Origin of the sequence: Alteromonas sp. I10 (genome assembly GCF_003201515.1) — a bacterium.
Taxonomy (GTDB): Bacteria; Pseudomonadota; Gammaproteobacteria; order Enterobacterales; family Alteromonadaceae; genus Alteromonas; species Alteromonas macleodii.
Genome location: NZ_QJJN01000001.1, coordinates 474,659 through 487,318, shown reverse-complemented (window position 1 = coordinate 487,318; position 12,660 = coordinate 474,659). Strand labels below are relative to the sequence as shown.

At 45.7% G+C, this 12,660-nt stretch carries 12 protein-coding genes; 5 read left to right on the top strand and 7 right to left on the bottom strand.

Annotation, left to right across the window (positions count from 1 at the left end):
* Positions 1 to 34: 34 nt before the first annotated feature.
* On the top strand, positions 35 to 757 hold the full coding sequence (gene pepE / locus BZA03_RS02030) for a dipeptidase PepE (protein ID WP_101563935.1): 723 nt from the start codon (positions 35 to 37) through the stop codon (positions 755 to 757).
* Here pepE and bioD read toward each other — a convergent pair.
* Genes bioD through bioB form a run of 4 tightly spaced genes read right to left on the bottom strand, consistent with a single transcriptional unit; the run spans position 728 to position 5,083 of the window.
* On the bottom strand, positions 728 to 1,498 hold the full coding sequence (gene bioD, locus BZA03_RS02025; RefSeq protein WP_110287835.1) for a dethiobiotin synthase: 771 nt from the start codon (positions 1,496 to 1,498) through the stop codon (positions 728 to 730). The genes pepE and bioD overlap by 30 nt on opposite strands.
* A complete protein-coding gene (locus tag BZA03_RS02020; RefSeq protein WP_110287834.1) occupies positions 1,495 to 2,595 on the bottom strand; it encodes a methyltransferase domain-containing protein in 1,101 nt (366 codons plus the stop codon). Before BZA03_RS02020 ends, bioD begins: the two co-directional genes overlap by 4 nt.
* A gap of 2 nt (positions 2,596 to 2,597) precedes the next feature.
* Complete coding sequence (locus BZA03_RS02015) at positions 2,598 to 3,959, bottom strand: 8-amino-7-oxononanoate synthase (RefSeq protein ID WP_110287833.1); 1,362 nt, start codon at positions 3,957 to 3,959, stop codon at positions 2,598 to 2,600.
* On the bottom strand, positions 3,959 to 5,083 hold the full coding sequence (gene bioB, locus BZA03_RS02010; RefSeq protein WP_039227343.1) for a biotin synthase BioB: 1,125 nt from the start codon (positions 5,081 to 5,083) through the stop codon (positions 3,959 to 3,961). The genes BZA03_RS02015 and bioB overlap by 1 nt, the downstream gene beginning before the upstream one ends.
* A 98-nt stretch (positions 5,084 to 5,181) precedes the next feature.
* Here bioB and bioA point away from each other — a divergent pair, with 98 nt between their 5' ends.
* The 3 genes from bioA to BZA03_RS01995 all read left to right on the top strand — a co-directional run bounded on the left by bioA (position 5,182) and on the right by BZA03_RS01995 (position 7,883).
* Positions 5,182 to 6,447, top strand: a complete 1,266-nt coding sequence (bioA, locus tag BZA03_RS02005) for an adenosylmethionine--8-amino-7-oxononanoate transaminase (RefSeq protein WP_110287832.1) — start codon at positions 5,182 to 5,184, stop codon at positions 6,445 to 6,447.
* Between the two features lie 175 nt (positions 6,448 to 6,622).
* A complete protein-coding gene (locus BZA03_RS02000) occupies positions 6,623 to 7,144 on the top strand; it encodes a DUF2937 family protein (RefSeq protein ID WP_014948903.1) in 522 nt (173 codons plus the stop codon).
* Positions 7,145 to 7,601: 457 nt separating this feature from the next.
* Positions 7,602 to 7,883 carry a hypothetical protein gene (locus BZA03_RS01995; RefSeq protein ID WP_039233500.1) on the top strand — a complete coding sequence of 94 codons (282 nt, stop codon included), beginning with the start codon at positions 7,602 to 7,604 and terminating at the stop codon, positions 7,881 to 7,883.
* Between the two features lie 125 nt (positions 7,884 to 8,008).
* Here the strand turns inward: BZA03_RS01995 and BZA03_RS01990 are convergent, their stop codons facing one another.
* On the bottom strand, positions 8,009 to 9,283 hold the full coding sequence (locus BZA03_RS01990; protein ID WP_110287831.1) for a GNAT family N-acetyltransferase/peptidase C39 family protein: 1,275 nt from the start codon (positions 9,281 to 9,283) through the stop codon (positions 8,009 to 8,011).
* Positions 9,280 to 10,767, bottom strand: coding sequence for a RimK-like ATPgrasp N-terminal domain-containing protein (locus BZA03_RS01985; protein ID WP_014976055.1), 1,488 nt, complete (start codon positions 10,765 to 10,767; stop codon positions 9,280 to 9,282). Before BZA03_RS01985 ends, BZA03_RS01990 begins: the two co-directional genes overlap by 4 nt.
* Positions 10,768 to 11,019: 252 nt before the next feature.
* Between BZA03_RS01985 and BZA03_RS01980 the strand changes: the two genes are divergently transcribed.
* Complete coding sequence (locus tag BZA03_RS01980) at positions 11,020 to 11,988, top strand: calcium/sodium antiporter (RefSeq protein WP_014948899.1); 969 nt, start codon at positions 11,020 to 11,022, stop codon at positions 11,986 to 11,988.
* A gap of 182 nt (positions 11,989 to 12,170) precedes the next feature.
* Here the strand turns inward: BZA03_RS01980 and BZA03_RS01975 are convergent, their stop codons facing one another.
* Positions 12,171 to 12,659, bottom strand: coding sequence for a hypothetical protein (locus BZA03_RS01975; RefSeq protein WP_014976053.1), 489 nt, complete (start codon positions 12,657 to 12,659; stop codon positions 12,171 to 12,173).
* Position 12,660: the final 1 nt, after the last annotated feature.

Below are 12,660 nucleotides of genomic sequence, written 5' to 3'. Positions count from 1 at the left end.
TATGATACGCCGTCAGAAAAATTGTGGAGTTAGTATGACCGCACATGTACTTATGCTAAGTAGCTCACGTCAAGGCGACGAGGCTTACTTAGAGCACGCTAGAGCGCTTATTTTTGCACACTTAGGCGAAATTCGCGACCTTCTATTTGTTCCTTATGCCGCCGTCACTCAAACATACGATAGCTATGTAGACGCCGTTGCTACCGCCCTGCCAGAGTGCAAGGTTACTGGGCTACATTCCGTTGAAGATCCGGTTGCAGCGGTAAATAACGCAAAGAAAAACGGCCAAGCCATTGTTGTAGGCGGTGGAAACACCTTTCACCTGCTTTCTACCCTTTATGCAAACGCGCTTATTGTGCCAATAAAGCACGCCATCGCCGATTGCACGCCTTATATCGGCTGGAGTGCAGGTTCGAATATTTGTGGTCAATCAATTAGAACCACTAACGACATGCCCATTATCGAGCCGCCGAGTTTTGATGCACTAGATATCGTGCCGTTTCAGTTAAACCCGCATTACACCGATTATCAGCCGCCGGGTCACAATGGCGAAACCCGCGACCAACGTTTGGCAGAGTTCACTACGCTTAATCCAACCACGCCAGTAGTTGCTATTCGCGAAGGCACAGCGCTGCGCCTTACTAATAATCAACTTACCCTAGTGGGTGAAAAAGACGGCTTTATCTTTCTAGGTGAAGAAAAAACGCCAATTAATTCAGGTGATGATTTAACTTATTTGCTTGATAGCGGCGAATAACGCCTCATCGTTGGGCGCTACCTGGTAAGGAATTTCTGCCAGTAGCGGCTCGGGTAACATGGCTTTAAGAGAGTGCAGATTTTCTTGGTATCGCGTCATGTTACCTGTGATGTCGTTCGCAACCCATCCTTTGATGGTAAGTCCATCGGCGCGAATTGCTTCTGCAGTTAATAACGCATGATTTAAGCAACCCAAACGCATGCCTACAACTAAAATCACATCCATTTTGAGTGTTTTCACGACATCAGAAAGATAGTAAGTGGGCGTATACTCATCACCTACCGTTAGCGGTAAACGCCACCCACCTGCACCTTCCATTAACAGAAGATCTGGTTGATAGACGTGCAGTTCGTCAAGCCCTTTTGCAATCTCGTCAAACGTTAACGCAACACCTTCTTCAAGGGCAGCAATATGTGGTGCAATAGCCGGCTTTAGTGCAATTGGGTTTATTTGATGCAAAGGAAGTGTCTGTCCACTTTCTTCGTTTTTTTCATTTGCGCTTTTTAGCTCGTTATTGTCTGTTATTTTAATGGCTTTATCTGCGCGTATTTTGGAGCACGCTTTCTGAATATTTAGCGCATCTTCGTTAACCCACTCGCCGTTTATCTGTTCGCATCCGGCTGCAATAGGCTTGTAGCCGATGGCGCTTAACGACGCTTTTTGCGCAGCTTGTAGTAGCTGGCAGGTAACATAGGTTTTACCTACTTCGGTGTCGGTACCGGTAATGAAATACTGCTTCATCGTTTTTCCAATCTAAAATGACTCACGCGGTAGGTAAGCGGTAACTTACTTTCTACACCGCTCATATTGCTGTAAGCCATAGCTAATTTTTTAATATCTCGACGGGTGAGCGGCGGTTGTTTTCGGCCGGTCTCACCTGCCCCCACCCCTTTCACAGAGCGCAATAGCGACATAATATCGCAGTGAGTATCGACATAGTCCTTAGTAATCACTCGTTGCAAAGAAAGGCCCGACTGCTTAAAACCATTTACCCATTGTTCGGTTGTTGGCATATAGGTTTCGGCCTGTGGAAGCTGCGCTACTTTGCGCGCCGTTTTAAGCTCACTAAATGAACCCGCCACCATAATCGCCAGCTCGGCAAGCCCACCGTTTTTAAGCACTCGCGCTATCTCATTGGCAACAAGCCCAGTATCGCTGACCCACTGAAGCGCCATAGATGAAAATACGGTTGAAAATTGGCTATCAGAGAAAGGCAAATCTACAGCACTACCTTCTACGAAAATGGGGTCAGAGTACATTTTGCTGGCCTGAGCCAACATGCCCTCGGCAATGTCTACGCCAGTTGCAGCTGCACCTTTATTTGCAAGGGTTTGGGTATAAATGCCAGTACCACAGCCGATATCAAGAGCCTTACCCTGTAAGGCTATAGGTAAGTTCTTTATTGCCTGCTTGGCAATAATGCGCTGAACACTCGCAATACTGTTGTACTGCGCAGCCGCTTTTGAAAAACGATGAGCCACGTCCTGCTCGTTAATTCTTGAAGCAGTATCATCGCGTTCAGCTTTTGCAGCGCCTTTAGTTGTTATAGAGCCTTCAGCTGTAACATAGCCTTCAGCTGTAACATAGCTCTCAGTCTTAGCGTTTTCCTCAGCATTCAAATGTGCCGCAGCTTTGGAGGAGCAATCAGAAGGGTAAGCAGTTTTAACTGTGAGAGTCCCTTTAGCGTTAGTCGCTCTCTCAGATTCAAAAGATGTCTCGGACGAAAAAGTCCCCTCAGCCTTAAAAGCACGCTGAGCTACATCAGGTGACAATTTATCTTCGAACATGCTTACCTGCTCTGGCGTTGGGAGAGCTTTTATAGCGGGACTTAGTGACATCGTTACATCTCTTTTTTACTTACAGAGTCAGGAGTATTCACAGCGCTGTCTGATTCTTTTTCTACTGAAGTCTCACTTAACAGAAAGTTATTAAGTGAAAGTTCTAGCGCATCAAGCAATACGTCAATATCTTGTGATGTATGATTTGACGTAAGCGTTATGCGCAGCCTGTCTTGGTTTTTCGGTACAGTAGGCTGCCTGATAGCCGTTGCCCAGATGCCGCGCTGTTTTAGCCCCTCACTTAGTGCAATAGCACGTTCCGGGCTACCAACGATAATAGGCTGAATCGCACTTTGTGATTGCCCCAAAGTGATTTCAATTGGTGCTTTGTCTTTCTCGCTTGAATTGAGTGTCTGTCCAAAACGTTTTTGAAACGAGTCTCTGAAATAGGCGATATTGTTATGCAGCGTTTCGCGGCGGGCAGTATCACTGGCGATATGTGTAAGAGAGTACAACGTCGCGACCGCTTGTGCTGGTGGCATGGCAGTGGAATACACATAATGTTTAGAAAAATTCACCAGATAATCAATTAGGGTTTGGCTTCCCGCAATAAAGGCGCCGGCCGTGCCCACTGCTTTGCCAAATGTTCCCATAACAATAGGCGCTTGTTGCTGGCTTAAGTTTAGTGCTTCTGCTGTGCCGAAGCCGTTTTCACCCAATACACCCATACCGTGTGCATCGTCTAACATGAACCATGCATTATATTTAGCGGCCAGTTCAGCGATATCTTCACAAGGCGCTACGTCACCGTCCATACTAAACACACCTTCACTGGCAATCAGAGTGTCTTGCTGGTTTGCACCAGAATTACCAACCGCATCGGGCACCTGGCTTTGACAAACGCTCGATAGCAGGCTCTCTAAATGACTTAGATCGTTGTGCTTGAAACGGCGAAGCTTAGCGCTGTCAGATACACACTGTGCCCCCTCTAGAAACGAAGCGTGCATGAGCTTGTCGGCAATAATATGACCCGCACTCGCGCTTTTATTAGGGTGAGACATGTGAGGAAAAAGTGCCATGCACAGTGCCTGATTGGCGGCAAAGCCAGAGTTAAACAACAGCGCAGCTTCTCGGTTTAACCCATCGGCAATGAAGGCCTCTAGCGCCAAATGAGCCTGCGTGTGCCCAGTTACCAATGGCGATGCACCACTGCCACCACCAAATTGCGCTAACCCCTCAACCCAACTTTGCAATACACCCTCATGCTGGCGCATGCCTAGGTAGTCATTGCTTGAAAAGTTAAGGTAATGCTCACCGTTAATACAAATAATGCTGTCTTTTTCGTATTGTTGGCAGTGGCGCTGGCGCAGCAAGCCTTGCTCGGCACGCGCGCTCAGCGAATCGTCTAACCAGTGAAAGGCCATTACGCCTCCGTTAAATGCTGTTTCTTTGGCGCTACCTTAGGCTTGGTTGCATCAATAAACAAGTCGTTACTGTCGTCGTCTTGTTCTTGTTGCTGGGCAATTTCTTCTTCTAACACTTGTTGATGTGCTTCGTCTGAGTAATCCCTTGTACGCTCAGTATTAATACCAAGCTTTTTGAACAGCATTACATCTTCATGGGTATCTGGATTTGACGTGGTTAACAGCTTGCAGCCATAGAAAATAGAGTTCGCGCCTGCCATAAAACAAAGCGCCTGCATTTGTTCGTTCATTGCTTCGCGGCCTGCCGACAAGCGCACATGTGACTTAGGCATCATAATACGAGCAACGGCAATAGTGCGGATAAACTCAAAATAGTCCAAGTCTTCTACGCTATCGAGTGGCGTACCTTTTACTTTAACCAACATGTTAATAGGCACACTTTGAGGCTGCTCAGGAAGGTTAGCTAATTGCACCAACATACTAGCGCGATCGCTCACCGTTTCTCCCATGCCCACAATTCCCCCAGAGCAAACGTTCATACCTGCCGCACGCACGTTCTCTAATGTATTCAGTCGGTCCTGATAAGTACGGGTCGTGATTATATCACCGTAGTATTCCGGTGAGGTATCCAGGTTGTGATTATAATAATCAAGGCCCGCTTGCTTTAAGGCCACTGCTTGATCACGGGTTAGCATACCCAGCGTCATACAGGTTTCCAGCCCTAAGCTTTTCACCTCTTCAACCATTTTTAAAATGTAAGGCATGTCTCTGTCGCGTGGGTTTCGCCAAGCAGCTCCCATACAAAAACGGGTTGAGCCCACTTGCTTTGCTTCTTTCGCACGCTGGATGACTTTTTCAATTTCCAGTAATCGTTCTTTTTCAAGGCCCGTATCATACCGAGCACTTTGCGGGCAGTACTTACAGTCTTCAGGGCAAGCACCGGTTTTAATCGACAAAAGCGTGCTGACCTGCACTTCATTCGGATTAAAATGCTGTCTATGCACTACTTGGGCATTAAACAGTAAATCGTTAAATGGCATCGCAAACAAAGCCTCAACTTCGGCTTTGGTCCAATCGTTTCGAATAGTTGTCGTTTGCGCAGAAGGCGCACTAGCCAGCGTCATTGACTGTCCTTTACTAATTATTATTGCTGGCTTAGTCTATGCCCCAATATCGAGTTGTCAACTCTGACCAATTTAAAACCTTTACTAGCGGTTAATTTGTGAACAATATAGAATTTGATAAACAACACATTTGGCACCCTTATACCTCGGCGGTTAATCCCCTTCCCTGCTATGAAGTAGTTGGTGCAAAAGGTGCCGAACTTACCTTGGCCACCGGTGAAGTGCTAGTAGACGGCATGTCTAGCTGGTGGGCAGCTATTCACGGCTACAACCATCCCGTACTCAACGATGCTGCGCACAAGCAAATTGATGCTTTTTCTCACGTTATGTTTGGCGGTATTACCCACCAGCCGGCGGTGGATTTGTGCAAATCGTTACTTAACATGGTGCCGGCAGGGTTAGAGCGTGTATTTTTGGCAGACTCTGGCTCAGTATCTGTTGAAGTAGCGATAAAGATGGCGATTCAGTATTGGGCGTGTCAAGGACGCACGGAAAAGTCGCGCATTGTCGCGCCGCGCAATGGCTACCACGGCGATACGTTCGCTGCAATGAGCGTGTGCGATCCCATTAACGGTATGCATAGTTTATTTGAGGGTGTACTGAGCAAGCAGATTTTTGCGCCCGCCCCTCAAACTCGCTTTGGGCAAACGTTTAGCGAAGATGACATTCTTCCGCTTGAAGAAATTTTCGAAAAACATCACCACACCATGGCTGCCCTCATCTTAGAACCCGTTGTTCAAGGTGCGGGAGGCATGCGTATTTATCACCCCGAATACTTAAAGCGCTGCCGCCAACTTTGCGATACCTACGACGTACTTCTAATTTGCGATGAAATTGCTACTGGCTTTGGCCGCACAGGCAAACTCTTTGCTTGCGAGCATGCAGGCATTTCGCCTGACATTATGTGTTTGGGTAAAGCGATTACCGGTGGTTATATGACCCTTGCCGCGACCTTGTGTACCGAAGATGTGGCATTAGGAGTTTGCCAAGGTGAGCCGGGCGTATTTATGCACGGTCCAACCTACATGGGAAACCCGTTAGCCTGCGCGGTGGCCAATGCCAGCCTGTCGCTCATTAACGAAAATCACTGGCAGCAAAAAGTCCCCGTCATTGAGAAACAATTACAAACCGAATTGGCAAAATGTGCAGACTTGCCGCGAGTCGCTGACGTAAGGGTGTTAGGTGCTATAGGGGTAGTCGAGACGGTAAATCCCGTCAATGTTGCCGAAATTCAACGCCATTTTGTGAAACATGGCGTGTGGATACGGCCATTCGGGAAATTGGTATACATTATGCCTCCTTACATTATATCTTCCGAGCAGTTAAGTAAGCTGACCCATGCGATTTACACCGCCTTGAAATAGTGTGTGAGATTGTTACGCTAACTATCTCCTTCTTGGGTGAAATATGAGTTTTGAACCACCAGTTGACGTCAGATGGCCCGAGGGTTGATGTTAGTTTTGTTATAGAGAGAACATTCAACTTTAAAGCGGGTCACTAATTAGATCATTAATGCAGAGTGTTTATAGCGAGATTTGAATGATAGTACGTGTTTTAGATAAAGTTGTATTTGCAGTCTTGTTTATCATTACACTTCAAGTCCCCATCTTGGCGGATCATTATCGTCAATACCTCAATGGTTATTATGATGCACTGAGAGATGAAGTTTCTAGTTCGTCAGCGCTCGCCAAGCAGCATGGTTTTTCGTCGGTTGAAGCCATGCTTGAAAGCTTACAGAAAAACAGTGAGCCAGTTGTGCGAGAGAATGCCTCGATGAAAGCCACACGCTTCGCCCAGATCACCACTTTAGAGCAAGGCATGAGGAAGCTAGAGCACGGTCATTACTTCGAAAAGCTTGTGTTTATGGCCTCGCCTTCTCAATATGGTACGCTCAAGCGCGTGTTAGATAATTTCAGCCCCTCTGTCCCACTAACGCCCTCGTCAATTGTGTTCAGCCTTGTTACCGCTATCTTACTTAATCTGTTAATTTGGACGCCACACTTCTGCTATTGTCAGGTTAAGAAAATTAAAAATAAACCCAAGCGCTACGCTTATAAATAGCATTTGGGTTTATCTTGTTGATACGTGGTTTATTGTTTTTTTAAAAAGCCACTTCTACCAGTCCCACTGAACCAACACATTAGATCTTAATGAGCTGCATGGCTTTGATATTTCATGGCCTGAGATTTCAAGGCATCATGCAAGCCATGCACTAAAATCGCTCGGGCTTTTCTCTATCCGTTAGCCGGCTTCGCTATTTTTCCTTTTAGCTTTTCCTCTCTCTTTTCGACGCTCTCTTTTTCTCGCTTTGGTGAGCCTCAACAGTCGCGATCCGCATTTAGGCACATTTGGCGTGCTCTAAATCATCATCTAGTAAGAGTTGGCATCTTTGCTGCAACACTTATTAAGAGTGTGTGTTGAGATGTTGCTGAATTTACACTACGCCTATCAAAGTGAACAATTAATACCTTTGATAAACAGCAACTTAAACACAAAAAGCTATACAGGAGATATTGTTATGCCAACAGATGCGCAATTATTAATCGGGAAAGTGTTGCAAATAAAAGACAAAATTATTGCAAAACGTCACTGTATTCCAAGCGACCTAAAAGCGGAATGGAACACGCTTAATGAGCAAACTGCGTGTTTTGAAAGTGAGGCGCTTTATAGAAGTGCTGTGAAGGGCCAGGAAATGAATAAGCACATTGATTATTCAGGTTCGGTGAAAGAGCTTTCTCAATTAGTAAAACAACTTAAAACGCTAAATAAAAAGGTTAACGTTACACGAGTTCATCACTAATACCTGCGATGACACGCCACGGTTATGGCTATTTTAAGTTTCGCTGAGTGGGTATTTATCTTTGCGGACTAATGGTATGAGGCCTCAAGCATTCTCCGTGCCTCAGGCCTAAGCAAAAATTCGTGCTACTTTTTCTTTTTAAGGAGTACCAATGTTCTTACTTTACGCGTGCCATAGCTGGCAAGCCTTAGAAAGTCTTCGCGGGCAACCGGAATGTGTTGATACTCGACAGGCTGCCCCTCACTCGCATCTGGATCGTGCAGATAATAGCAATGAGAATCGCAGCTAGTCACCGCAACCCAATGGGGAACCTTTTTCTTATCGAACGCGTATGTGCTGATTAAGCACAATACTGCCCCGCCAGCTTTAAGGGTTTGGTCGATAACATCAACTCGCCAGTCAGAGATTTCAACAGAAATGCCTTTTCTACGTGCCTCTGCCATAAACTGCGACTCAACATTTTCGACTATCGCTTTCTTGTTAGTATCTCTAACGCCATCAACAAAAAGCGGGACATCCTGATTGATGACCACTTTCGCTGCATAACCTTCGTTTACCGCGGCGAGCGCTAATCCCACCGGGTGGCAACCGCCATGACCTGACATCATAAATATCGTGGTCGCAGTACGCCACAACGATAGTTCTTTTTCTTGGGTCATTTCATAGCGATTGTTCAATGCACACATTGCCATCATTAATGCTGATGGACCGCAGGTAAAATCAGTCGTTTGTTGGTACCACGGATAAACCTCTGGCTTAACTGATTTACTCGGCACCAACACTTTTTGCATACGTAATGCGTCAGTGTGATCGTCGTAGTAATCGGTATACATACCAAACTGACTAAACCCTAATTTTTTATACAGAGCAATGGCGCCGGCATTACCTACTGCCACTTCCAGGCGCATAAATCGCTTTCCCCGCAAAAGCGCCCGCTCCCCCAAGCTATTTATGAGCTTTTCAGCAACGCCAAGCCCTCTCGCCTCAGGCAAAACTGCAATAGAATACAGTCGAGTGAGCTGCGTTCCACGACGCAGCAGCAACAGTCCATAGCCAACAATGCTATTTACACTCGGCTTATTTTTGTCGAGGTTAGAACTTGAAGTCGACGGCTCACGCTCGGCCACAATAAGCTCTGCGTGCTGTGCATCAATGTAAAATTTGAAACGGCTTTTACTTAGCCTGTCGGTGGTGAAACAAGTTTGCTCAATGTGCTGAAGCGAAGCAAGATCGTGTAATGTCGCAACGCGTAGCACTACACTCGACTGTGTAGAAGGCACACCGGCACCATTTGTCGATTTAGTATTAGATGCGCCCTCAGCTAGGCCATATGCACGATTTGCGCTTTCCTGTGGACTTGCATTATTCACTTCAATTACTCGCTCAGCCGATGTAATCATCGCCCTCTTTGCTCCAACCTGTCAGCAAATTCCTGCATAATTAATTCGTACAGTTCTTTGCCTAAATATTTGTCTTCAACACCCGAGTCGATACTTGGGTTATCGTTCACTTCAATAACATAAACTGCATTGCCAGTTTGCTTGATGTCTACACCATACAAGCCGTCACCCACCGCTTTAGCGGCCTTTATAGCGGCTTGTAACACCGGTTTAGGTACTTCAAATGTTGGCATTGTGGCAAATCCACCCGAAGAGAATCGGTCTCCCTGGTGGTTGTAAATTTGCCAATGGTTGCGCACCATAAAGTATTGGCAAGCGTAAATAGGTTTGCCACCTAATACACCAATTCGCCAGTCGAATTCAGTGAATATATATTCCTGAACCAAAACAAGTGCCGATTCAGCCAGCATTTGTTCTAAGCGCGTTTTTAACGCTTCTTTATTTTCAGCTTTATGCACGCCGCGGGAAAACGAGCTTTCTGGCAGTTTTAAAACAAGCGGCAAACCAAAGTCAGCTATGAGTTTTTCGCATACTTCATCAGTAGCGCTCGATACAAACGTCGCTTTCGGCGCTGGCACTTTTTGATAAGCAAACGCATCTTGCAGGTACACTTTGTTACAGCAGCGCAGAATTGACTGCGTGTCGTCCATAACCACAATGCCTTCTCGCTCTGCGGCACGGGCTAAACGGTAGGTATGATGATCAATCGCCGTCGTTTCACGAATGAACAATGCATCATAGTGACCCAATTCTTCTTGCGACAGGCGACTCACCACATCTGCGCGAAAACCCACTTTTTCAGCTGCTTTCACAAAGTTTTTAATGGCGCGTTCGTCACTAGGTGGCGTGCTCTCTTCTGGGTTAACCAAAATGGCCATATCCCAACGAGTACGTTTGCTCGTTTTACCGGCTTTCCACTGTATTTTGGTATGTGCTTCTAATTGCTCAATGAAACGCGCTTGTTGCTTGGCGTTTAAGTCCTTAAACGCTTTTGCCTGTACGCTTGCAAAGCCTTCAATTTGTACTTTACCCGTGGCTTTAGGCGATACTTTCGTATCGGTAACTGTTGGGCTTAACACCAAAACAGGGTACGGGTATTTTTCAAACGCTTGGCGCGCCAAACGCTTAAAGCGCTGATCTTTCACTTCGCCGAAAAGTACTAATATAGGCTCATCAGTAATTTCCGTATTGTCTTGAGATACCGACAAAGAGAAAACGATGCGATCGATACTTTTCTCTTCCGCCATGCGTAAATCGTTAATGGTATTTACAGAAGGCAATACAGAGTGATTACGTGCCTGAGCCAAAAGTGAACAATAGTACCCTTCGCTTAAGTAACGCGTAGTATCACAAATGTTGATAACGCGTGTTTTAGGCTCGTTCAACTTTGGAAACTCAGCAAGATAATCTTGAAAAGTCAGCACGGTTAAAGCTGTGTTACAAAAAGGAGTAACATCATCAGTAACAATCAGTGTATTGTGCATGTAATTCGCTTCTAAATAGTGTGTTGTCAGTTACAATTATTACTGTGTTTGTTCAATTTACAAACACGATTAAAGTAGCGCTGAGTTTACGCTTTACTCATCATTTGCATAGCATTATCAGCACGGCTTTTTTTCATCGTTAAGACAACAAAAACTAATGTGCATTTGAATAGATTGAAACGACTTTTGTTTATTGAGTTTGCCTATACATTGAAGTAAGCAAACAAGATACGAATGGTTTAAGGAGTACGTATGTTATTAGCCAGCTTGGCTATTTTAATCGGATTACCGGTTTTGCTTTGGAGCGCAGGGAAGTTTGTAGGTGGTGCCGCATCGGTAGCCAATCATTTCGGTGTTTCACCCTTGCTCATCGGTATGCTCATTATTGGGTTTGGTACATCGGCCCCTGAAATCATCGTTTCAGTGTTTGCAGCTATTCAAGGCAACTCTGGCATAGCGCTGGGTAACGCCTATGGCTCTAATATCGCCAATATCCTGTTAATCCTTGGCCTTACCGCAATCATTAGTCCTATTGCGGTTAAATCAGAAATCATTAAGAAAGAGCTGCCTGTTTTACTTGGCATCACCTTCTTTGCCGCATGGCAGGTGTGGGACTTAAATATCTCGAAAGACGACGCATTCTCTTTGTTAGGACTGTTTGTGCTTCTGCTTTCTTGGAGTATTTATCACGGTATGAAAGGCGACAAAGACGCCCTCGCCGACGAATACGATGAAGAGATTAATAGCAACGAAGGTACAGTAAAAACCCACGTAATGTGGTTGATTGCGGGGCTTTTATTGCTAGTTGCAAGCTCGCGTATGCTGGTATGGGGCGCGGTAGAAGTCGCCACCTTCTTTGGTGTTAGCGATACTATTATCGGGTTGACGGTTATCGCAATTGGTACATCGTTACCAGAACTTGCATCATCGCTAATGGCGGTGAAGAAAGGCGAACACGATTTAGCCATTGGTAACGTGATCGGATCTAACATGTTCAACACCTTGGCAGTAGTGGGCATTGCAGGCACCATTCAGCCAATGGCTGTAGGTTCTGAGTTTTTGTACCGAGACGTTATGGTGATGTTCGCATCAACCATTGCCCTATTCATTTTCTGTATTGGCATTAAGCGCCAAGGACGTTTAAACCGTCTGGAAGGCGGAGCATTTGTGCTGGCCTACGCGGCCTATACGTACTGGCTTATCCAAGCAGCTTTTATTTAAGTTATTGCCGCAAGCCTTGTAAACAATAACGCTTTTTATGCATCGCTCACTTGATGGGAAGCTCACAGCAACCCCATCAAGTGACATAAACACCGTTTGTCGAAAGCGCTACTCACAAAGCTTTGTTATTTGTCCTTGAGTTATGTTTTTGTCGTGCACCCCATGTAGAGCGCTTTCACTATTTACAGGCCCAGTGTGGTAGCCAGTGTGATTAGGCTTATCGCCGCGATAGCAAATAAAATGAATAGGTTTATGCCAAAACTATCGCTTTGACGACGGTTTCTTCTGGCACGCATAATTATGCTAACCAAACTCACTATCAAACATACCTGCAGCATGATGGTCATGGCCGATAAATGACTTTCAGACCAACTGGTATCGCCTTTTATTCCCCAGTACTGCTGCACGCCACTGATAAAGTCAGGGCGCGCATAGTGAAACAGTATGAGTACGACAACCATGCCAACCCAGCCAACGATGTTTAACCCAAGCATCACCTTATAAAAAGGCGTTTTAGAACGGGGCGTTGAACGTCGCTCTGCAAGTTGCTCGTAAGTCATAGAACTTCTCTCATTTTCGGCATCGCTAGAACGGTCAGCGTCACTTTGCGTAGCACTCGGTTCTTGTGCTTGCTGAGACACTGGCGTGTTCGAATCATTTTTATTTCCCATT